The organism is Nonomuraea ferruginea (assembly GCF_039540635.1).
Classification (GTDB): domain Bacteria; phylum Actinomycetota; class Actinomycetes; order Streptosporangiales; family Streptosporangiaceae; genus Nonomuraea; species Nonomuraea ferruginea.
On sequence record NZ_BAABFD010000011.1, the window covers coordinates 170,252 to 191,052 of the forward strand.

Here is a 20,801-nt window from a genome sequence, read left to right on the forward strand (position 1 = left end):
CGAATGCGACCAATGACGCGCCTGTCGGGCCACGTCCTGTGGTGGGCATCACGCTAGCCGGGGCCAGAACATTTGTCCAGCACGAGTGTTCACACTCTAGGCATGCGGACGACGCCGGGTTCACCCCGGCGTGGTGCTCAACGCGTGGCGGCGAGGATGCTCTCGGCGGTCAGCGCGTCGGTCACGAGCCGGTTGAAGTAGCCGCCCCTGGCACCCGCGATGATCGAGGCCACCTTCTCCCCGCCCACGGCGACGGCGATCGAGTGCGGGATGCGCCGCAGCTCCTCCAGGCCGGCCGCGACCAGGCGTTCGCTGCCCGGATAGCCGACCGGCTCGCCGTCGCGGTCGTAGAAGCGCGAGCAGACGTCGCCCACGGCCCTGCGCAGGCTGGGCTCGTCGCGCGGCACGAACGCGGGCACGACCTGGCGCGTCAGCGGCGGCGAGCCGACGCCCACGACCGCGCACCTGGCCTGCGCCCACAGGTCCATCACCCGGCGCACCGACGGCTCGTGCTGCAGCGAGTAGAACAGCTCGGGGCCAGGCAGCGCGGGCGCGTACAGGTAGTGGGGCACGCCGCCGACCTGGTCGGCCAGCAGGCGGGTGGTCTCGTTGGTCTGGAACCAGGGCTGCGGGTCCTGCTGCCCGCCGACCGCCGGGGCGATCCGCACGCCGGGGAAGCGGCCGAGCCCTTCGCGCGCGCACTCGTACACGGTGCTGCCCGACGACACCAGCACCACGTCGCCCGACTCCAGCCCCACCGCCGCCAGCGCCTTGGCCAGGCCGGGGGCCAGCCACGGGCCCAGCGCGGGGCCGCTGACCTTGGGGACGAGGTGGACGTCGTGGAGGTTCAGCGCGGCGGCGACCTCGCTCGCCAGGTGGCCTCCGGCCAGCCGTTCGGGGCGGTGCACCTTGATCTCGACGATGCCCTGCCTGCGCGCCTCGGTCAGCAGCCGGCTCACGGTCGCCCTGCTGACGCCCAGCCGCTTGGCGATGTCGGCCTGGGTGGCGTCGTGGAGGTAGTACTGCGACGCCGCGGCGTACATCAGCTCCTGGGGGAAGCGGGCTTCCTGTGCGGCGTCGACATTCATGCGCGCGCTCCCTGGGGATTCTCTGAACAATTGTGCTGAACGTATGCGCTCGACTATACCTTCGCGCCGCCCGGAAGAAAGGCTAGCGACCCTGGCGTGAATCCGGGATGCCTGACCGGATCGCGCCCGTGACGAGGGCGTCGCCCAGCGGGGTGCGCGCGTACAGGACGCTGCGGCCGGTCCGGGTGCCGCTGATCAGCCCCGCCTCGCGCAGCGCAGCCAGGTGGCCGCCCGTGGTGCCGAGGCTCTGCCCGAGCAGCGCGGCCAGGTGGGTGGTCGTGGCCGGCGCGGCCAGCTCCTCCAGGACGCGGGCGCGGGTGCGCCCGATCAGCCGCGCCAGACCGGCCCCCGCCCGGCGCCGCCCGGCCGCGATCCCGCGGGCGGGGTAGACCAGCGCGGACGGCCACGCCTCCTCCAGGTACGCGCCCAGGTTGCCGATGAACGCCGACGGCAGGAACAGCAGCCCCTTGCCGCCCAGCCGGTACCACTCGTCCTGCGTGCCCATCGCGATCTCGATGTGGCCGGCGCCGTTCCAGCGCACCTGCTCGCTCAGGCCGTCGAGCGCCGCCGCCCACCCGTAGGCCGCCAGCCGCCCTGCCCGGTGCACCACGTCCCGCTCCAGGATCGCCTGGAAGTGCGGCCACTCCCTGGACACGATCTCCGTCCAGAGCGCCTCGTACGCGTCGGCGATGAGCCGCACCACGTCGGCGCCGAGCAGCAGGGCCCTGGCCTCCTCGGCGGCCGGCGGGCGGCGGGCCAGCACCGCGGCGATCTCGGCGTGCGCCTGCTCGATGGGGGTCTCCCTGACGGCGGACAGCTCCGCCTCGAACGGCACGCCCACACCGGTGGGCGGGGGCGCGATGAAGTCCACGTTCGCGTCGCCCCGGTTGCCGGAGATCACGGCCGTGGCGCGCAGCGCCGGGTGGCGGCGCGTCAGCTCCCGGTACGCCGGCCGCCACCGGTCCACCCACTGCCGGTGCACGCCCGCCGGTCCGCGGCCGTCGAGCAGCCACTGCGCGTGCATGGTCTCGATCAGCGGCGAGATGGCGAACCGGCTGGCGGCCACGTCCTGTGGGGTGACCTCGATCTTGTACACCATCTTTCGGTTATATCCGAAAGCTTCGCCGCGAGCTCGGACCCCGGCCACCATCGGATGAACAGACGGGGCGGCCCCGGCCCTCCCTCCGGGGCCGCCCCTCCCATCCCTCCTGAGGAGATCCGCCTTGTCCACCGAACGCGCGGCGACCTACGGCGAGGTGTTCGCCGTCCGCGAGTTCCGGGTGCTGTTCGGCAGCTTCGCGCTGCTGGTGTCCGGCGACTCGATCAAGATGCTGGCGCTGTCGGTGCTGGTGTACGCGGAGAGCGGCTCGCCCGGGCTGGCCGCGGCCGCCTACATGGTGGGCTGGCTGCCGTACATCGTCGGTGGCATGTTCCTGCTGTCGCTGGCCGACCGGCTGCCCGCGCGGGGGCTCATGGTGGTGGGCGAGCTGGTCAGGGTGGTGGTGTGCCTGCTGCTGGCGTACGCGGGGCTGCCGGTCTGGGCGATGCTGGCGCTGGTGCTGGTCACGGGGCTGTTCTCGCCCGTCTTCGGCGCCGCGCGCAGCGCCATGCTGCCGGACGTGCTGCCCGGTGACGCGTTCGTCCTGGGACGGTCGCTCCTGGGCGTCACCTCGGCCGGAGCCCAGATCGGCGGCCTGGCCGTGGGGGGCGCCTTCCTGGCCGCCACCGGCCCCCAGGGCGCCCTCGCGGCCACCGCCGCGCTCTCCGCCTTCGGCGCCCTGATCCTCCGCCTCGGCCTTCCGCCCAGTCCGCCCCGCCAGACTGACCGGCGGGGCTCCGCTTCCGGAGCGGTGCGGACCACGCTGCGGGTCAACAGAGTGCTGCTCGCCGACCGGCGGGTGCGCGGGCTGCTGCTGGCGTCGTGGGTGCCGCCGCTGTTCCTTGCCGGGGGCGAGGCGATGATCGTGCCGTACCTGGGCGGGCAGGGCAAGGCCGGCGTGGTGCTGGCCGCGGCCGCCGCCGGGATGGCGGTGGGGGAGTTCGCCGTCGGCCGGTTCGCCGCGCCGGCGCTGCGGGAGCGGCTCTCGCTGCCGCTGGCGGTGCTGCTCGGGGTGCCGTGGCTGGGGTTCCTGGCCGCGCCCGGCGTCGGGTGGGCCGCCGCCCTCGCCGCCGTCGCGGCCGCGGGCCTCGCCTACCAGCTCGGGCTGCAGCGCCGGTTCGTCGACGCGGTGCCCGAGGACGTGCGCGGGCAGGCGTTCGGGCTGCTGTCGACGGGGCTGATGACCGGGCAGGCGGTGGGCGCGGCGCTCATCGGCGTCGTGGGGGAGGTGTTCTCGCCCCGGCTCGGGATCGTGGTCGCGGGCGCCGCCGGCGTCCTCGCCGCCCTGGCCCTGTGGCGGCCCCTCCGCCCGGAGCCCGCCCCGGGGAGAATCACCGCCGAACAGACCCCCACCCGAACCCCCTGATCCGTTGATCCCCTCTCGGGCAGGGCGCCGCAACGGGTGCCTGAGGCCCGTCGGCCCTGCCGTAAGTTCAGAAAAATCACGACCTTTTGGGAAACCCCTCGGGCTCGGCGCCGTCATGCGTGCCTGACGGCCCGCTCAGCCCGCCGTAGGTCCGGGTTCGGGACCGCGTCCGCTGACGGGGCCGCCCGCGTCAGGGAGGGGAATCGGTCGGCCGAAGCTCTCGGCTGCGGCGCGTCGATCTCCGCGGGTCTCACGGGGGCAGCTCGCCGGAGCCGCGGGGGACGAGGCCGACCGGCAGCACCGGGTGCTCGGCGGGTCCGGTGTCGCCTGAGAGCCTGCGGAACAGCAGCTCGGCCGCCACCCGCCCCATGCGCGCCGGATCCTGCGCCACCACCGTCACGCCGAGCAGGTCCGACAGCTCGAAGTCGTCGAACCCGACCACCGCCGGCCCGCGCCGCCCCGCCAGCGCGCGCAGGGCCGTCACGGTGAGCCGCCCGTTGCCGGTGAACACCGCCGTCGGCGGCCGGTCCAGGGCCAGCATCCGGTCGAGCGCCGCCCGTACGGTGTCGAGCGCGGGGGACCGCATGCACACCAGCCGCTCGTCGTAGAGGTGACCCAGCGCGGTCCGGAAGCCGTGCAGCCGCCGCGCGGCCGTGAAGATCGACGGCTCGTCGCCGAGGAACGCGATCCTGCTGTGCCCGTGCGCGACGAGGTGCCGGGTGGCCAGGGCCGCGCCGCCCGCGTTGTCGGCGAGCACCGTGTCGACGTCGATCCCCGGCCCCGGCGGCCGGTCCACGAACACGGCCGGGGTGCCCGCGTCGAGCTCGGGCCGCAGGTAGGAGTGGTCCTCGCCGGCGGGCACCACGATCAGCCCGTCGACCCGCCGCGCGCAGAACGTGAGAACCAGCTCCCGCTCGCGCTCCGGGTCCTCGCTCGACGACCCGCTGAGCAGCAGGCACCCGTGGGCGGCGGCCACGGACTCCACGGCCCGGCTCAGCCCGGCGTAGAAGGGGTCGGCGACGTCCTCGATGACCAGGCCGATGGTGGCGGTGCGGCCCCGGCGCAGCACGCGGGCGCTCTCGTTGCGGCTGTAGCCGAGCCGGTCGATGGCGGCGCGCACCCGGTCGGCGGTCGCCGGATGCACGCCGGGCTCGCCGTTGACCACGCGGGACACGGTCTTGAGCGCGACGCCCGCGGCCGAGGCGACGTCCTTCATCGTCGGTCTCACGTCTAGGATCCTTTCTCACCTCGCAGTGCCGGACAACGTTGTCAAAAGCACTGTGCGACAGGAGGAACCCGATGTCGTTCAGATCCGCACTGCTCGTCGCCGGCATCGTGCTGGCCGGGCTGAACCTCCGGCCCGCCATCGCCGGGGTCTCACCGCTCCTCGACGAAATCATGACCGACGTCGGGCTCAGCCCCGCAGGGGCCGGCGGCATCTCCACGGTCATGGTGATCTGCCTGGGCGTGTTCGGGCCGTTGGCGCCGCTGCTCGCCCGCCGCATCGGGCTGGACCGCACGCTCCTGGCCGGCCTGCTGCTGCTCGCGCTCGGGGTGGTGCTGCGGGTCCTCGACGGCGCCCCTGTCCTGTACGTGGGCTCGGCCGTCGCGGCGACGGCCATCGCCGTGATGAACGTGATCATGCCCGCCATCGTCAAGCAGCACTTCCCCCACCGGCTGAACCTGCTGACCGGCGTCTACTCCTCGGCCATCGTGGGCGGCGCGGCGGGCGCCTCGGCCCTGGTCATCCCGTTGGAGAACGCCACCGGTCACGACTGGCGCGGCGTGTCGGCGCTGATGGCCGTGCCCGCCCTGGCCGCCGCCCTGCTCTGGCTGCCGCAGGTGTTCGGCAGGCAGGTGCTCCCCCCGCAGGGGCCGCGGCCCATCCGGGCGGTCCTGCGCAGCCGGGTGACCTGGCAGGTGACGGCCTGGATGGGGCTGCAGTCGGCGACGTTCTACATCATGCTGACGTGGCTGCCGAAGATCTTCCTGGACGCCGGGCTGCCCGCCGGCCAGGCCGGTTACCTGCTCGGGCTGACGACCCTGGTCCAGGTGGCCGCCACGCTGGGGGTGCCGGTCGTGGCCGGGCGGCGGGCGTCGCAGGTGCCGTACGTGATGGCGGCGGGTGTGCTGACCGGCCTCGGCTACCTGGGGGTGCTGGTGGCGCCGACGACGGTGCCGTGGCTGTGGATGATCGTGCTGGGCATCGGGCAGGGCGCGTCGTTCGCGCTGGCGCTGCTGATCATCGCGCTGCGCCCGGCCGACCCGGCGGCGGTGACGGCGCTGTCCGCGGTGGCGCAGTCGCTCGGGTACGTGATTGCGGCGCTCGGCCCGCTGCTGTTCGGGTATCTGGGGCAGGTGTCCGGTGGCTGGTCCGTGCCGCTGGCGGCCGGGCTGGGCGTGGTGGGCGCGCAGCTGGTCACCGGATGGTTCGCGGGACGCCCTGCTACCTTAGGCAAGGCTAACCTTTAACGAAGGGGTTCCGGGGTGCTGACCGAGGTGCTGGAACGCGTCGCCGCCGAGCGCGGTGGCGTGCTGGGCGTGGAGCCGGGCCTGGTCATCGAGCCCGACGAGAGCTGGACGGCCGTCGCCGGTCTGGTGCGGGAGCCGTACACGGTGCTGGGCGAGCTGGTCGACGAGACGGCGGCGCGCTGGAACGCGCCACGCCACGTCGGCGCGGCGCTGTTCTGGAAGACCTACGGCTACTGGCACACGCTGCCGATGGCGCTCGGCTGGGCGCTGGACGGGCGCGTGCCGATCATGAAGCTGGCCGACACGTACGTCAGGCGCTCCGACGCCGGGGTGACGATCGCGGCGAGCCGGGTGAGCTGGACGGAGGGCGCCGGCGCGATCCGGGAGGCGCTGGCGGAGTCGCAGCGGCCCCTGGTCAAGGCGATCGGCTCGATGGCCAGGGTGGGCAAGCGGACCTTGTGGGGCTCGACGGCCGAGGCGTTCGCGCACCCTCTGATCTCGATGGTGCCCGGCGACTACATGGACCTGCTCAGGCGCGTCGGCGAGCCGGTCGACGGACTGATCGAGCCGTCCGGCGACGGATACTTCCGCCGTACCTGCTGCCTGTGGGTGACGCTGCCGGACGCCGAGCCGTGCGGGAGCTGCTGCGTGCTGAGGAAGCCCGCCGCCTGAACACGGACCCGGGGACGGCGGCTTGGATGGCGTCTGATCGCGGGGCGTGGAGTGCCTGAACGCGCGGCGTGACCGGGGCGTTACCACGCGGTCACCGGAATGTCGGTGGCGGCGTTTATCGTGGCGGGATGCCCCGCAAGCGAGCGACGATCCGGGAGGTGGCGCGCGCCACGGGCCTGTCCCAGGCCGCCGTCTCCTACGCGCTGCGCGGCGTGCAGGTCGCGCCCGAGACCGTCGAGCGGGTCCGCGCCGCCGCGGCCGAGCTCGGCTACGAGGCCGACCCGATCGCCCGCGCCCTGGCCAGCGGCCGCACCGGCATGATCGGGGTGCTCTGCGCCTCGCTGGAGGACCTCTGGCAGCAGTCGCTGGCCGTGGGCATCAGCAGGGGCCTGCGCGAACGCGACCGCTACGCGCTCATCCTCGACGCCGCCGGCGACCCCGCGCGCGAGCGGGCGCTCGCCGGCCAGCTGCGTGACCAGCGCGTCGACGGCCTCATCGTGCAGCCGCTCGATCCCGCCGCGCCGTTCTGGCCCGAGCTGTGCGCGTCGCTGCCGGTGGTCGCGGTCGGCGACTCGCTGCGCGGCACCGCCGCCGAGGTCGTCTTCGACAACCGGCGCGGCGTCACGCTCGCGCTGGAGCACCTGCGGGCGCTCGGCCACCGCCGCGTCGGCGTGCTCACCCCCACCCGGCCCAGCACCCCCGACCGTCCCGCCGACGTGCACGTCCTGGCCGAGGCCGAGCGGCTGGGCCTCGACATCGAGGTGGCGAGCGCCGCGCACGGCCCGATCGCCGCCACGCGGGCCGCCCGCGACCTGCTCGGCGGCGCCCGGCCGAGCGCCGTCTTCTGCTTCGCCGACTCCATCGCCTACGGCGTCTACGCCGCCGCCCGCGAGCTGGGGCTGTCGATCCCCGGCGACGTCTCGGTGATGGGCTACGACGACCACCCGATGTCCGGCCTGCTCACTCCCGAGCTGTCCACCGTCGACTGGAACATCGACGGCATCGTCGGCGCGGCCGTCCGCCTCATGACCGACGCGGCCGACGGCCAGGGCGAGCGCCGGCGCGTCGTCCAGCTGCCCACCCTGCGCGAGCGCGAGTCGGTGGCCGACCTCAGTCGTCGGGGATGAGCCAGCTGAGCAGCCAGGTCACCACGCTGATGATGATCGCGCCGAAGAACGCGTCGGGCCAGAAGGAGTCGACATGGAAGGGGATGCTCAGCTGGCCGGCCACCCAGCTGGTCAGCAGCAGCATGGCGGCGTTGATGACCAGCAGGAACAACCCGAGGGTGAGCACGATCAGCGCGCACCCGAGGCCTTTCACGATGGGTTTGACGATGGCGTTGATGAGGCCGAAGATCAGCGCGACGACGAGGAGCGTGCCCCAGTAGCTCGCCGAATACTCCGGCGCCGTCACGTCGATGCCGTCGAGGAACTGGACCGCCACCCAGAGCGCGACCGCGGCCGCGAGGGTTCTGATGATGAATCTCACGCTGCTTGATCCTCCCACTGCCGTCGCCATACGGATAGGCCGGAGCGGATCCCGATGCGTTACCGCCCCGCTCGCCCGGGAAAGGGGGAGGTTACCAGGGAGGAGCGAGATGGACGCCACCGGACTCGAAACGCTGTCGGACAGCGAGCTGCACGAACGCGCCGTGCGCTACGCCGTCCGCCATGGGGACCTCGGGTTCCTGTGGAACCTGCTCAAGGTGATCCCCGCGGCCGAGGCGGCCACCGGCCACGCGAGCGAGACGACGGCCGACCTCACCCGCGTCTCGGCGCTGCTGAGCGACGCGATGACCGCGGGCGAGGGCAACCTGGGGGCGGCGCTGCGCCCCGTCTACCTTGAGTATCTACGCGAGCATCCCGACGCCTAGCCGGCCAGCTAGCCGGCCAGCAGGGTGCCCGCCCCGCTGTAGGCGGCCAGGCCGGGGGTGCCGAACTCCTGGCCGTCACGGGTCACGATCAGGCTCTGGTACGGGCCCTCGCCCAGCTCGATCCCGAAGCGCCTGGCGAGCACCGGTCCCATCGCGTACATGGCGGTGGCGTAGGCGTCCGCCACTCCCAGGTCGGGGCCGAGCACGGTGACGGACGACAGGGCCTCCTGCCGCTCGCCCGTACGGGGGTTCACGATCTCGGCGCGGCCGGAGGTCGCGACGGCCAGGTCGTGGGCGAACAGGACCCTGCGCACCACCCCGGTCTTCGGGTCGCGGACGCCGATCCGCCAGCGCTTGCCCGGCGAGGCCGAGCCGCGCACCCGGATGTCGCCGCCGGCGTCGATGAGGTGGTCGACCGCTCCCGACTGCGTCAGCGCCCGTGACAGCCGCTCCAGCGCCCAGCCTTTGATGTAGCCGGACGGGTCGACCCTGCCGTCGATCCGGGCCTCGAACCAGCCGTCGGTCGCTTTGCTCAGTTCGTCGCACCGGTGGAGCACCTCGACGAGCTCCGGCACCTGACGCAGGGTCTGCCCGCGGTTGAGGCGGAAGATCTGGCTGTCCTCGTCGTCCGGGTCGAACGTCTCTTCCACCCACCGCAGCCACCTGAACGCGTGGTCGAGCACGGGAGTGAGCTCCCGCGTCGGCAGGGCGGTACGGATGTCGACACTGACGTGTGTGCCCATGAAGTTCCCGACACGGGCCGTTCCGGGGAAAGTCGTCACCTTCGCCTCCTTGTCCCCAGTAACACTCTCATAACGTCCGTAATGTCGGGTTAAGGGTATGCCGCAGCTTTACCGGCCTTTTACCGTGTCCTGGCCGTCCGCACCTGGGCGCCGGGGACGGCCAGCCGGGAGAGCGCGCCGCGCACGTACCGCTGGAAGTGCCGGGGGCCGGCGAGGATCACCTCGCGCTCGACGATGTCCGGAACCTGCCTGCTCAGGCCGGAGGCGCTCAGCCGCTCCTTCGTCCGCGGGTCGTGCTCCGCGCCGACCACCAGCACCAGGCCGTACCGCTGGTGAAGGTCGAGCAGTTCGGCGTCGACCCGCTCGGTGCGGTAGACGGCGACGGTGTCCGCGCCCTTGCCGGCCAGCAGCCGCCGCAGCGCGCCGGGCTCGAGCCCGGTGGCGATGAGCACGGTGCCCTTCGTGTGCCGGCCGTGGACGCGTACCGCCATGACGGCCGCCACCGCGTACACGGCCAGAGCCGCGCCCGTGACCGGGGACGCGTGACCGAGCAGGTACGCGGCCGGCGCCGCACCCGCTCCCAGACAGAAGAGGAGGGAACCGAGGAATTTCCGCTCACTAGCCATGATTGAACGATGCGTCTCGAAGATGAGAAGCGTCTGAGTAAGGTCTAAAACATGGCTAACGTGCGGGTAGAGCGGACCGAGGACGGCGGATTCCTGGCGACCAATGCCAGGGGCGCCCAGGTGCGGATGGGTGGTGCGGAGGACGGCGTGTTCACGCCTGTCGAGTTGTTGCTCGCGGCGCTGGGCGGGTGTCACATCGTCACCGTCGAGCCGCTGACCGCCAAGCGCGGCCAGCGGCTGGTGCGCCTGGCCATGGAGGTCTCGGCCGACAAGGTCGAGCCGAACCGTCTGGGTCCCGTCACCGTCCGCTACGACGTCGAGCTGCCCTCGGAGGAGGCCGACGAGGTGTTCAGGGCGGTGGCGCACCGGGTGCACGAGAAGTACTGCACCGTCGGCCGCTCGCTCGAAGAGGGCACCGAGGTCCGTTTGGAGATCCCGTAGCCCTGATTAAACGGATATTCGACTGCGTTATGACGCGGTCGTTGCATAGGCCCCGGTAGCGTCGTAGACAGGTCGGAAGCATGGTGACCGGCCGAGAGACCTACACCGAAAAGCAGGCAGCGGAGGGGGACCGCTCGTCTGCAGCGCGGGACCGCCGGGGCTTTTGGGGGAAAGCCGACCGGCCTGGACCGCCACCGGACCGGGGTCGGGCAGATTTGGGGGAACTGCCCGGCCCCGGTCTCATACCCACCGGAGCCGGGCGGCAGACCGCCCGGCTCCGACTTTTTGATCTTTGCGTATCGTACGGTTCCGTGACGAAGATCCTCATTGACTGCGATCCCGGCATCGACGACGCCATGGCCCTGGCCCTCGCGGCCGGCGCGCCCGGTCTGGAGGTCGTCGCCGTCACCACCGTGGGCGGCAACGCCGACCTGGCCGTGACCACCAGGAACGCGCTGGCGCTGCGGGAGTTCCTGGACCTGGGCGACATCCCGGTCGCCCCGGGAAGCCCCGGCGCCCTCCTGCACCCCGTCGTCCGCGCCGATCACGTGCACGGACCCACCGGCCTCGGCGCCGCCGTGCTCCCCGAACCGGTGCGCGCCGCGGCGGACGGGCACGCGGTCGACGTCATCATCGACACCCTGCGCGCCGCCCCCGGCGAGGTCACCCTCGTCGCGATCGGCCCGCTCACCAACATCGCGCTCGCCGTCCGCAAGGAGCCGCGCGTCGTGGAGTGGGCCCGCGACCTGGTCATCATGGGCGGCTCCGCCACGCGCGGCAACCACAACCCGGCCGCCGAGTTCAACATGCTCGCCGACCCGGAGGCCGCCGCCATCGTCTTCAGGTCCGGCTGGACGGTGAAGATGCTGGGCCTGGACGTGACGCTCACCGCCGTCGTCACCTCCGCGGTGCTCGACCGCATGCGGCCACTCGGCCGCCTGGCCGAGTTCCTGATCCCCGCCGCCACCTCCTACGGCGTGGTCACCGCCGACGGCGGCCCCACCATCCACGACGCGTGCGCGGTGGCGTACGTGCTGGACCCGGCCCTGGTCACGATGACGCCGGCCGTGGTCGACGTGGAGATCAGGGGCGAGCACACCCGGGGCATGACCGTCGTGGACTTCCGGCCGATGGACCGTGTCCCCAACGCGCTCGTCGGCACCCACCTGGACGTGGACCGCTTCTGGGACACGATGCTGGACGCGTACGGCAGGCTGGCGGAGCGTCTGGGCTGACGCGCGCGTGGTGCGGGGAGTGTTCGGCGGCTGATACAGTTACACGTGTTGCGGGCGCCGCTAGCTCAGTTGGTCAGAGCAGCTGACTCTTAATCAGCGGGTCCGGGGTTCGAGTCCCTGGCGGCGCACCATCAAGAAACCCCGATTCGGTTCAGCCGGGTCGGGGTTGTTTCATGTCCGGACCGGTTTCCGTGACGAGTCCTCCTCCACCCACCTCAGCCCGCGACAGGGCAGGAGTGAGTCTTTGCCTGTGAGCTGTCGAGGGTTGAGGGCATGGGGGGAAGAGGCCAACGGAGGAGAGGAACGGTGACATGACAGATGTTTCCGGACAGGGGTCCGGCACCGGTGACCAGCGGCAGATTCTGACGAACCGGCAAGGCCACCCCGTATACGACAACCAGAACCAGCGCACGGTCGGCGCCAGAGGCCCCGCGACGCTGGAGAACTACCAGTTCCTGGAGAAGATCAGCCACTTCGACCGGGAGCGCATCCCGGAGCGGGTGGTGCACGCCCGCGGCGCGACCGCGTTCGGCTTCTTCGAAGCGTACGGGAAGATCGGCGACGAGCCGATCAGCCGCTACACCCGCGCGAAGCTGTTCCAGGAGGCGGGCAAGCGGACCGACGTGGCGCTGCGGTTCTCCACGGTCATCGGCGGCCGGGACTCGGCGGAGACGGCCCGCGACCCTCGGGGGTTCGCGGTCAAGTTCTACACCGAGGACGGCAACTGGGACCTGGTCGGCAACAACCTGGCCGTGTTCTTCATCCGGGACGCGATCAAGTTCCCCGACGTGATCCACTCGCTCAAGCCCGACCCGGTGACGTTCCGGCAGGAGCCGAACCGGATCTTCGATTTCATGTCGCAGACGCCCGAGTGCCTGCACATGCTGGTCAACCTGTTCAGCCCGCGCGGCATCCCGTCCGACTACCGCCACATGCAGGGGTTCGGCGTCAACACCTACAAGTGGGTCAACCAGCAGGGCGAGACCGTGCTGGTCAAGTACCACTGGATGCCCAAGCAGGGCGTGCGCAGCATGACCGAGCTGGACGCCGCCGTCGTCCAGGCCCAGGACCTGGGGCACGCCACCCGTGACCTGCACGAGGCGATCGACCGGGGCGACTACCCCGAGTGGGAGCTGCTCGTGCAGATGATGAGCGACGACGAGCACCCCGAGCTCGACTTCGACCCGCTCGACGACACCAAGGTGTGGCCGGAGAACGAGTTCCCGGCCAGGCCGGTCGGGCGGCTGGTGCTCAACCGCAACGTGTCGAACAACTTCGCCGAGAACGAGCAGATCTCCTTCGGCACCGGCGTGCTGGTCGACGGCCTGGACTTCTCCGACGACAAGATGCTCGTCGGCCGGACGTTCTCGTACAGCGACACCCAGCGCTACCGGGTCGGCCCGAACTACCTGCAGCTCCCGGTCAACCAGGCGAAGAACGCGGAGATCCGGACGAACCAGCGCGACGGTCAGATGACGTACTTCGTCGACACCGCCGGCGAGTCGCCGCACATCAACTACGAGCCGTCGCTGATCGACGGGCTGCGCGAGGCCGAGTACCCCACCGTGGACGAGGAGGGGCCGGTCATCTCCGGGCGGCTGACCCGCAAGCGCATCCCGAGGACCAACGACTACACCCAGGCGGGGCAGCGTTACCTGCTCATGGAGGAATGGGAACGCGACGACCTGGTGGCCAACTTCACGGCGAACCTCAAGCAGTGCGACCGGCGCATCGCCGAGCGCATGGTCTGGCACTTCCTCATGGCCGAGGACGAGCTGGGCCTGCGCGTCGGCGAGGGGCTCGGCATCACGCCCGACGACGTGGCGCACCTGGAGCCGCTCGCGACCCAGGACCTCACCAAGGAGGAGCGGGAGCGCATGGCGAACCTCGGCAGGAACGGGCCGCGCGACGTGCAGGGCCTGAAGATGACGCACTGCGTGCCGAACGAGCGCGCCGCGCGCGCCGAGCAGTAGTCCCGGACAGTCCCGGAAGTCACCCCAGGCGGCGGAGCAGGGCCTGCTTCGCCGCGCTGAACTCCTCGTCCGTCAGCACGCCCTGGCGGTGCAGCTCGCCGAGCTCGGACAACTGGCCCAGGATCGTCTGCGTCTCCGCCGTCGTGCTCGGCGGCGGGGGCAGCTCGGCGGGCCCGCGCGGGATGCGGGCCAGGACGGCCGCCGCGACCAGGCAGGTCGTCCCGCCGAACCGCTGCACCCCCCACGACAGGCAGCGCGGGTCCTTCTGCGGCGGCCTGAGCGGGCCCTCGTCCTTGGGATGGAAACGCAGGACGCCGTAGCCCATGCCGCTCTGCGGCTTCCACTCCACGCCGGTCAGGTCGGCCACCGCGAACTCCTGCGGGCCCGCCTCGTCCTTGGCCGTCGAGGCGAAACCGGTCCACTCGACGCGCACGCGCTCGCCGTCGAAGCTCACCGTGCCGTCGCCCGCGGTCGCCGTGATCGGCACCTCCGGGCCGGGCAGCACGAAGTCCTCGCACGGCCCCGCAGCCGTCTGCCACACCGCGAGGCTGTCGCGGATCTCGTCGGCGAAGTACTCGGCCGCGCCGGTGCGGTCCTTCGGGATCTGCAACCGGTACGGGTCGGCGGGCGCGGTGAGCGAGCCCGCCACCGCGTCGGTCAGCGGGTCGGCCCCCTTGCGCAGCCGCAGCCTGAGATGGCCGCCCTTGCGCGCGGGCTCGAACGTGGCCCCCGCGATCGCCTCCAGCGGGATGACCAGCTCTCCCAGCGCCTTGCGGATCTCGTGCACGTCGCGCCCGCTGCCCGGCACGATCCGCAGCGTCTCGCCGTCGAAGGTCCACACGCCGTCGGCAAGCGCGATCTCAGCCATGCGTTCCAGCCTAGTAGCGGGAAACCGTCCGGTAGCGCGACTTAAGTAGCGAGACCCGTCTCATGGGGCGGGAGGTGGCGCCCAGCGGCGACCGACCGGCTTGCCGTACCCGGAGCACCTGGTGGAGGCGCTGGAGTTCGCCGTCGTCATCGGCTGACTCCGTCGGTGGTGCGGTCGAGGAGTGCCAGGTCGGCGCGGCGGGGGAGGCTCTCCCAGTCGCCCTGGGAGGTGACCGCGAACGCCCCTGCGGCGCAGGCGGTGCGCAGCCGGTGCTCGGGCTCGGCGCCCTCCAGCCAGTCGGCCAGCCATCCGGCGGCGAACGCGTCGCCCGCGCCCACCGGGTCCACCTCGGTGACCTGGTAGGCGGGCGCCCGGTACGCGACGCCGTCGGACAGTTCGACAGCACCCCGCGAGCCCAGCTTGACCAGCACGTGGCGCGGGCCCAGCGCGGCCAGCGCCTCCGCCACCGCGACCGGCCCTTCCGGGACGGCTCCCTCCGCGTCCTCCCGCGGCTCGTGCGGCGGGGCCGGGAAGGTGTCCGGGAGGAGCAGGCGGGCCTCTTCCTCCGTGGCGAACAGCATGTCCACCTGGCCGATCACCTCGCGCAGCCAGGCGCCCGCCTCCGCCGGGGACCACAGGGCCTTGCGGTAGTTGACGTCCAGGGACACCGGGACTCCCGCGCTCCGCGCCACCTCGACGGCGTGCCGTACGGTCGCGCGGGCGGACTCCGACAGGGCCGGGGTGATCGCGGTGACGTGCAGCACGCGGGCGCCTCTGATCAGGTCCGGGTCCAGGTCCTCCGGACGGATGCGCGAGCCGGCGCTGCCCGCGCGGTAGTAGCGGACGTCGATGTGGTCGGCCGTGCGGCGGCCCTTGATCATCAGGCCGGTCGGCGCCTCCAGGTCGGGGACGGCACGCACGTCCACGCCCTCGCCCGCGAGGGCCGAGCGGATCAGGTCGCCGAAGTCGTCGGCGCCCACCCGGCCCGCCCAGCAGGCCGTGCGGCCCAGCCGGGCGACGCCGATCGCCACGTTGGACTCGGCGCCGCCGAGCCCCAGGTCGAAGTCGCGGGCGAAGCGCAGCGGGCCGGTGCGGCGGGCCGCGAACAGGGCCATCGTCTCGCCGAAGGTCACCAGGTCTGTCATCGGATTGAGTTCGGGCACGCATGAAAACCTATTTCGGCGCGCGCCCGTATGCCAATCGTCAGGATCTGAGGGCTCCGGCCGGGGGCGACCCGTCAGCGGCGGCTCGGTGGTGGTTCCGGTGCGGGGACGGGGAGGAGGGGGGCGACTCCGGAGGTGGCGTCGCCGAGCCATTCGAGCGTGCGGCGGGCGTCCTTGACGACGGTGGCCACGCTGACGGCCAGGGCGACGGCGGCGACCAGCGCCAGCGCGGGCGACAGGAGCCCGAGCCGTCTGGGCCGGGACGACGGCAGGCAGGCCAGCGCCCACGAGCGGGTCTCCTCGCGCGGCCGGTCGAGCCAGCCGCGCAGGCGCGGCCAGGCGTGGAAGAGGGCGGCGGTGGCGGGCACGAGGCGGTCGCCGGTGACGGCCACCAGGGTGCCGGCGTCGGTGCGGGCGGGCGGGACGGCGACGCTGGGCCGGACCAGCAGCCCCGACTCCAGCAGCCGGGACAGGACGGGCTCGTCGAGGGAGGGGGCGGCGGCCGGTGGCGCGCCGGGGGCCAGCTCGACCAGGAGGTCCCTCAGCCGGTCCCGCTCGACGGCGGTCAAGGACGCGTACAGCTCCTCGGCCACCTCGCCCAGCGCGGGCGGCCCCGGCAGGGACGGCACCCGGGCCGACGTCGGGAGCGGCAGGGCGGAGGCCGGGGGCCGGGACGACGGGTCCTTGGACAGGGCGCGCGCCACCCGGTCGCGCAGCCGCGGCGGGAGCGCCGTCAGGTCGGGGTCGCAGGACAGCAGCCGGTGCATGACCTCGCCCATGGAGCCGCCGCGGAACGGGTCGTCGCCCGTGGCCGCGAACAGCACCAGCGCGCCCCAGGCGAACACGTCGCCCGCCGCGCCGCCCGGCTGCCCCGTGACGACCTCGGGGGCGAGGTAGGTGCGGGTGCCGCCGATCGAGCCGGGCACGCCGGGGCAGATCACCTTCGGGCCGTCGCCGGTGAGCAGCACCTTGCCCGGCCGCAGGTCGCCGTGGGCGAGCCCGGCGCCGTGGAGACAGGCGAGCGCCGACGCCACCGCCGTGGCCAGCGCGACCAGCTCCTCACCCGCGTACGGGCCGTGCAGGGAGATCGCCTCCCGCAGGGACGGCCCGCTCGCGAACTCGCTCACCACGTAGGCGGGCGTGCCGCCGGACCGGACTTCGAGGACGCTCGCGAGATGCGGGTGGGTCACGGGCCGGACGCGGGGGAGGGGACCGCGCGGCACCCTGACCGCGAACCTGCGCCCCTCGTCGTCGTAGGCGTCGTAGACCACGCCGTGGCGGCCCGCGCCGAGCCGCCCCGCCAGCCAGTAGCCGCCGAGCCTCTCGGGATCACCAGGCACCGAGCGCATCATCGAAAGGCTTAGACGCACCACGACGAGAATTTGTTGCGCACGGCTCCCAGAACGCCACAGGCCCCCCGCGCGCCTCGGGGAGCCCGTGGGTAAAGATCATTATTACAGCAATCCGGATCTTGCTTGCCAATCGGGCCGCAGCACGGACATGACGAGGGAGTCGTACCACTCGCCGTCCCAGCGCAGCGCGTCGCGGAGCCGGCCCTCCTCCACGAAGCCGAGCTTCTCGTAGACGTGGCGGGCCCGGTCGTTGAACGCGAACACCTCCAGGCCCACCCGGTGCAGCGGCGTGGTGCGGAAGGCGTGGTCGAGGGCGAGCGTGATGGCCTCGGTGCCGTAGCCCCTGCCGAAGGCCCGGTCGCCGATGAGCGCGATGCGCAGGTTGCACGACAGGTTGGGCTCGTCGAGCTCGTTGAGCACGACCTCGCCCACGTAGTCGCCGCCGGCCTCGATGGCCAGGTCGAGGCGGTCCGCCTGGCCGGCCCGCGTGGCGCACCAGCGCCGGCACGCCTCCAGCTCGAAGGCGGCGTGGGAGCCGGTCAGCCGCCGCACCTCGGGATCGGAGACCAGCGCGAACAGGCCGTCGGCGTGCTCGGCCCCCACCGGCCGCAGCGTCACCCGCTCGCCGGTCAGCACGGGTTTGTCGGAGAACATCGCCCCTGGTTATCAGTCCCGGCCGGGCGCGGGCAAACCCGAATCGCGCAGCACGGCCGCCAGCACCTCCTCCGGTTTGAGCACGCCCACGTCGTACTTCAGGTCCGCCACTTCACGGAAGTACGGCTCGCGCCGGGCGCGCAGGGCGGCCGGGGCGAATTCGGGCCGGTGGTCGCTGGTGCGCATCCGCTGGGTGAGCACCTCGTCGTCGGCGTCCAGCCAGATCACCGTGGCGGCGCGCATCGCCTCGCGGGCCCGCTCGTCGTCGAGCGTGCTGGCCGCCGCGGCGATCACCTTGGGCTCGCCGGCGAGCTCCTCGATCAGGTGCTCGGCCTCCCGCTCGTGCAGCACGTCGGCTCCCTCTCGGGCGGCGATCTCCGCGGACGGGCCTCCGTATCTCGACCGCAGAAAGGAGTCGCTGTCGCTGAACGGAAGGCCGAGAGCCTCGGCGACGAGGCGACCTGTCGTGCTCTTACCGCTGCCCATCAGCCCGATTAACACGATTGGTTTGTTTTTCTTCATGTGGATAGAGGTTCCTCGTGTCAAGGAGGTAAATCAAATGACCATCGCCGGAAGCATCATCCTCATCATGCTCGGTGCGATCCTCACGTGGGCCGTCGAATTCGATCTCGCCGGTGTGGACATCAACGTCGTCGGCGTGATCATCATGCTCGGCGGACTGGTCGGATTGCTGTTCGCCCTCTACCGGATCAACGTCACGCGCAGGGCGGTCGGCCCGATCGAGGAGCCGGTCCACCGGCACGAGATCTACGAGGAGCCCGAGGCGCGCAGGACGACCGTGTACGAGGAGCGTCGACACTACGACGAGCCGCCGCTCTAGGAGGTGAGCCGGACATGCCGGCCAGAGAGGAACTCCCGTCCACCATCCGCCGCTCCCCGAAGAAGGCGCAGGACACGTGGATGAAGGCGCACGACTCGGCCGTCGAGACGTACGGCGAGGGCAGGCGCGCCCACATGACGGCCTTCGCCGCGCTGAAGCACTCCTTCGAGAAGGTGGGAGACCACTGGGAGCCCAAGTCGAAGAAGGGGCCGTCGGACAAGGGCGCGACGGACCGTTCTGGACGCACGGCCGAGGGCGTCGACGCCAACGCCAGCAAGGAGCACCTGCGCGGCGTGGCCGCCGACCTGGACATCAGCGGCCGTTCGAAGATGAGCAAGCAGGAGCTCGTGGACGCCATCAAGAAGGCGAACAGGAAAGCGACCGCGAAGGCCCGCGGCTGATCCGCGCTCGCCGCGGCGGTACGGGCCGGCCACCGGAGACGGCGGCCGGCCCGTACGTGTCGTGAGGGCGGTCACCCGGGAGACGGCGGCCGGCCTTCTCGGTGCTCACACCAGTCTGTTGACCGCCGCGACGATGGCGTGGCGGTCGATGCGCGCGTCGGCGAGCTGCTCCCCGGGCGTGGCCGAGCCGGGCATGCCGTGCACGGCCAGCTTCACCACCCGCGGCCCCAGCTCGGACACCGCGTCCAGCACGGCGTCGCCCAGGCCGCCCTCCGGCCGGTGGTCCTCCACCGTGATGAGGTTGCCGGTCGTGGTCGCCGCCTCGACCAGCACCGCCGTGTCGATCGGCTTGATCGAGTACATGTCCACCACGCCGACCTGGACGCCCTCGGCGGCCAGCGTCTCGGCGGCGGCCAGCGCCTCGTGCACGGTGATCCCTGCGGCCACGATCGTGGCCCGGTCCGACGGCGAACGGCGCAGCACGCACGAGCCGCCGATGGGGAAACGCTCGCCCTGCTGGTGGATGACCGGCGTCGCGCCGCGCGTGGTGCGCAGGTAGGACACCCCGGTCAGGTCCGCCATCTCCACGGTCAGGGCCGCGGCCTGGTTGGCGTCGCACGGGTAGAGCACGGTGCTGTCGTACACGGCCCGCATCATGGCCAGGTCCTCCAGCCCCATCTGCGACGGGCCGTCCTCGCCGATCGACACCCCCGCGTGCGAGCCGACCAGCCGGATCGGCGACCGGCTCACGCCCGCCATCCGGATGAAGTCGTACGCCCTGGTGAGGAAGGCGGCGAAGGTGGCCGCGTACGGGACCCAGCCGCGCACGGCCAGGCCCATGGCGGCGGCGACGAGCTGCTGCTCGGCGATGTACATCTCGAAGAACCGCTCGGGGAACGCCCGGCCGAACTCCTCAGTCTTGGTCGAGTCGGCCACCTCGCCGTCGAGCGCCACCACGTCGCCGCGGGCGGCGCCCAGCGCGGCCAGGGCCTCCCCGAACGCGCTCCTGGTCGCCACCTGGTCGCCGACCTTGTACTCGGGCAGCACCAGCTCGCCGCCCTCGAACCGGTACGGCTCGCCCGCGCGGTCCGGAGACCGCACCTCCACCCGCAGGTCGCGTTCGCCGCCGAGCTCCGCGACGGCGGGCTCCGGCTCCTTCAGCGGCTTGCCGTGCGCGCCCTCGCGGTCGGCCACGGCCCGCACGCCCTCGCCCTTGCGGGTCCTGGCCAGGATGGCGGTGGGCCGCCCGCGGACGCCGTGCGCCTCCTGGAACGCGTCGTCGATCGCGCCGGGGTCGTGCCCGTCGACCTCGATCGTGTGCCAGCCGAAGGCGCCGAACCTGCGCGCGTACGCCCCGGTGTCCCAGCCGTGGCGGGTGGGGCCGCGCTGGCCCAGGCGGTTGACGTCCACGACCAGGGTCAGGTTGTCCAGCCCCGTGTCGCCGGCCTGCTCGGCCGCCTCCCAGATGGAGCCTTCGGCCAGCTCGCTGTCGCCGCACAACACCCACACGCGGTACGGCATGCGCTCCAGCCGGCCGGCCATCGCCACGCCGACCCCGACAGGCAGCCCCTGGCCGAGCGAGCCGGTGGCGACGTCGACCCAGGGCAGCCTGGGCGTCGGATGGCCCTCCATCCGGCTGCCGCGCTTCCTGAACCTGAGCAGTTCCCTGTCGGTGACCGCGCCGGCCGCCTTGAACAGTGAGTACAGCAGGGGCGACGCGTGGCCCTTGGAGAAGATGAGGTGGTCGTTCGCCGGGTTGCCCGGGTCCTCGAAGTCGTAACGCAGATGGTGGGCGAAGAGCACCGCCATCAGATCGGCGGCGGACATCGACGACGTGGGGTGGCCGGAGCCCGCCTCGGCGGAGGCTCTCACCGAGTCGACGCGGAGCTGCGCGGCCAGCTCTCCGAGAAACCGCAGATCTCGTTCAGCCATGA

The 20,801-nt window shown here is 72.4% G+C and carries 22 protein-coding genes and 1 tRNA gene; 11 read left to right on the forward strand and 12 right to left on the reverse strand.

What is annotated here, in order from left to right; translation table 11 throughout:
* Positions 1-137 precede the first annotated feature (137 nt).
* Both ABD999_RS21650 and ABD999_RS21655 read right to left on the reverse strand, forming a co-directional pair.
* Positions 138-1,088 carry a sugar-binding transcriptional regulator gene (locus ABD999_RS21650; RefSeq protein WP_271275405.1) on the reverse strand — a complete coding sequence of 317 codons (951 nt, stop codon included), beginning with the start codon at positions 1,086-1,088 and terminating at the stop codon, positions 138-140.
* A gap of 82 nt (positions 1,089-1,170) precedes the next feature.
* Positions 1,171-2,187, reverse strand: a complete 1,017-nt coding sequence (locus ABD999_RS21655; RefSeq protein WP_271275404.1) for an ArsR/SmtB family transcription factor — start codon at positions 2,185-2,187, stop codon at positions 1,171-1,173.
* A gap of 124 nt (positions 2,188-2,311) precedes the next feature.
* Here ABD999_RS21655 and ABD999_RS21660 point away from each other — a divergent pair, with 124 nt between their 5' ends.
* Positions 2,312-3,553: an MFS transporter gene (locus ABD999_RS21660; protein WP_271275403.1), complete on the forward strand. Its 1,242-nt coding sequence runs from the start codon at positions 2,312-2,314 to the stop codon at positions 3,551-3,553.
* A gap of 250 nt (positions 3,554-3,803) precedes the next feature.
* Here the strand turns inward: ABD999_RS21660 and ABD999_RS21665 are convergent, their stop codons facing one another.
* A complete protein-coding gene (locus tag ABD999_RS21665; RefSeq protein WP_378525188.1) occupies positions 3,804-4,781 on the reverse strand; it encodes a LacI family DNA-binding transcriptional regulator in 978 nt (325 codons plus the stop codon).
* A gap of 71 nt (positions 4,782-4,852) precedes the next feature.
* Between ABD999_RS21665 and ABD999_RS21670 the strand changes: the two genes are divergently transcribed.
* From ABD999_RS21670 to ABD999_RS21680, 3 genes are all read left to right on the forward strand, one after another.
* Positions 4,853-6,025 (forward strand): CynX/NimT family MFS transporter, encoded by a 1,173-nt coding sequence (locus tag ABD999_RS21670; RefSeq protein ID WP_271275402.1) that lies wholly within the window; start codon positions 4,853-4,855, stop codon positions 6,023-6,025.
* Between the two features lie 15 nt (positions 6,026-6,040).
* The gene (locus ABD999_RS21675; protein WP_271275401.1) at positions 6,041-6,697 is read left to right on the forward strand and encodes a (2Fe-2S)-binding protein; all 657 of its coding nucleotides are present in this window, start codon (positions 6,041-6,043) and stop codon (positions 6,695-6,697) included.
* Positions 6,698-6,825: 128 nt separating this feature from the next.
* Positions 6,826-7,824 (forward strand): LacI family DNA-binding transcriptional regulator, encoded by a 999-nt coding sequence (locus ABD999_RS21680; RefSeq protein ID WP_148029557.1) that lies wholly within the window; start codon positions 6,826-6,828, stop codon positions 7,822-7,824.
* Here ABD999_RS21680 and ABD999_RS21685 read toward each other — a convergent pair.
* A complete protein-coding gene (locus ABD999_RS21685; protein ID WP_148029558.1) occupies positions 7,808-8,185 on the reverse strand; it encodes a phage holin family protein in 378 nt (125 codons plus the stop codon). The two genes, ABD999_RS21680 and ABD999_RS21685, sit on opposite strands and share 17 nt — an antisense overlap.
* 109 nt (positions 8,186-8,294) lie before the next feature.
* Here ABD999_RS21685 and ABD999_RS21690 point away from each other — a divergent pair, with 109 nt between their 5' ends.
* Positions 8,295-8,570: a hypothetical protein gene (locus ABD999_RS21690; protein WP_148029559.1), complete on the forward strand. Its 276-nt coding sequence runs from the start codon at positions 8,295-8,297 to the stop codon at positions 8,568-8,570.
* A gap of 8 nt (positions 8,571-8,578) precedes the next feature.
* On the opposite strand, the gene ABD999_RS21695 is transcribed toward ABD999_RS21690, so the two are convergent.
* Both ABD999_RS21695 and ABD999_RS21700 read right to left on the reverse strand, forming a co-directional pair.
* Positions 8,579-9,352 (reverse strand): FAD:protein FMN transferase, encoded by a 774-nt coding sequence (locus ABD999_RS21695; protein WP_271275400.1) that lies wholly within the window; start codon positions 9,350-9,352, stop codon positions 8,579-8,581.
* An 80-nt stretch (positions 9,353-9,432) separates the two neighbouring features.
* Positions 9,433-9,939 (reverse strand): ferredoxin reductase domain-containing protein, encoded by a 507-nt coding sequence (locus ABD999_RS21700; protein ID WP_271275399.1) that lies wholly within the window; start codon positions 9,937-9,939, stop codon positions 9,433-9,435.
* A gap of 51 nt (positions 9,940-9,990) precedes the next feature.
* Here ABD999_RS21700 and ABD999_RS21705 point away from each other — a divergent pair, with 51 nt between their 5' ends.
* The 4 genes from ABD999_RS21705 (at position 9,991) to ABD999_RS21720 (ending at position 13,588) form a co-directional block, all read left to right on the forward strand.
* Entirely contained in the window at positions 9,991-10,380 is a 390-nt protein-coding gene (locus ABD999_RS21705) for an OsmC family protein (RefSeq protein ID WP_148029562.1), read from the forward strand.
* A 311-nt stretch (positions 10,381-10,691) separates the two neighbouring features.
* Positions 10,692-11,615: a nucleoside hydrolase gene (locus ABD999_RS21710; protein WP_271275398.1), complete on the forward strand. Its 924-nt coding sequence runs from the start codon at positions 10,692-10,694 to the stop codon at positions 11,613-11,615.
* Positions 11,616-11,669: 54 nt separating this feature from the next.
* Positions 11,670-11,746, forward strand: a tRNA-Lys gene (locus ABD999_RS21715).
* Between the two features lie 180 nt (positions 11,747-11,926).
* A complete protein-coding gene (locus tag ABD999_RS21720; protein ID WP_271275397.1) occupies positions 11,927-13,588 on the forward strand; it encodes a catalase in 1,662 nt (553 codons plus the stop codon).
* Between the two features lie 19 nt (positions 13,589-13,607).
* On the opposite strand, the gene ABD999_RS21725 is transcribed toward ABD999_RS21720, so the two are convergent.
* The 5 genes from ABD999_RS21725 to ABD999_RS21745 all read right to left on the reverse strand — a co-directional run bounded on the left by ABD999_RS21725 (position 13,608) and on the right by ABD999_RS21745 (position 18,147).
* Positions 13,608-14,456: a DUF4429 domain-containing protein gene (locus ABD999_RS21725; protein ID WP_271275396.1), complete on the reverse strand. Its 849-nt coding sequence runs from the start codon at positions 14,454-14,456 to the stop codon at positions 13,608-13,610.
* A gap of 146 nt (positions 14,457-14,602) precedes the next feature.
* The gene (locus ABD999_RS21730) at positions 14,603-15,619 is read right to left on the reverse strand and encodes a sugar kinase (RefSeq protein ID WP_271275395.1); all 1,017 of its coding nucleotides are present in this window, start codon (positions 15,617-15,619) and stop codon (positions 14,603-14,605) included.
* Between the two features lie 74 nt (positions 15,620-15,693).
* Positions 15,694-16,959: a serine/threonine-protein kinase gene (locus ABD999_RS21735; RefSeq protein ID WP_271275394.1), complete on the reverse strand. Its 1,266-nt coding sequence runs from the start codon at positions 16,957-16,959 to the stop codon at positions 15,694-15,696.
* A gap of 114 nt (positions 16,960-17,073) precedes the next feature.
* Positions 17,074-17,625, reverse strand: a complete 552-nt coding sequence (locus ABD999_RS21740) for a GNAT family N-acetyltransferase (RefSeq protein WP_271275393.1) — start codon at positions 17,623-17,625, stop codon at positions 17,074-17,076.
* 12 nt (positions 17,626-17,637) lie between these two features.
* The gene (locus ABD999_RS21745) at positions 17,638-18,147 is read right to left on the reverse strand and encodes a shikimate kinase (protein WP_261808340.1); all 510 of its coding nucleotides are present in this window, start codon (positions 18,145-18,147) and stop codon (positions 17,638-17,640) included.
* Positions 18,148-18,184: 37 nt separating this feature from the next.
* Between ABD999_RS21745 and ABD999_RS21750 the strand changes: the two genes are divergently transcribed.
* Positions 18,185-18,466: a DUF6458 family protein gene (locus ABD999_RS21750; protein ID WP_148029578.1), complete on the forward strand. Its 282-nt coding sequence runs from the start codon at positions 18,185-18,187 to the stop codon at positions 18,464-18,466.
* A gap of 14 nt (positions 18,467-18,480) precedes the next feature.
* A complete protein-coding gene (locus ABD999_RS21755; protein ID WP_148029579.1) occupies positions 18,481-18,867 on the forward strand; it encodes a ChaB family protein in 387 nt (128 codons plus the stop codon).
* A 105-nt stretch (positions 18,868-18,972) separates the two neighbouring features.
* Here the strand turns inward: ABD999_RS21755 and ABD999_RS21760 are convergent, their stop codons facing one another.
* Positions 18,973-20,799, reverse strand: coding sequence for a transketolase (locus ABD999_RS21760; RefSeq protein ID WP_271275392.1), 1,827 nt, complete (start codon positions 20,797-20,799; stop codon positions 18,973-18,975).
* Positions 20,800-20,801 lie beyond the last annotated feature (2 nt).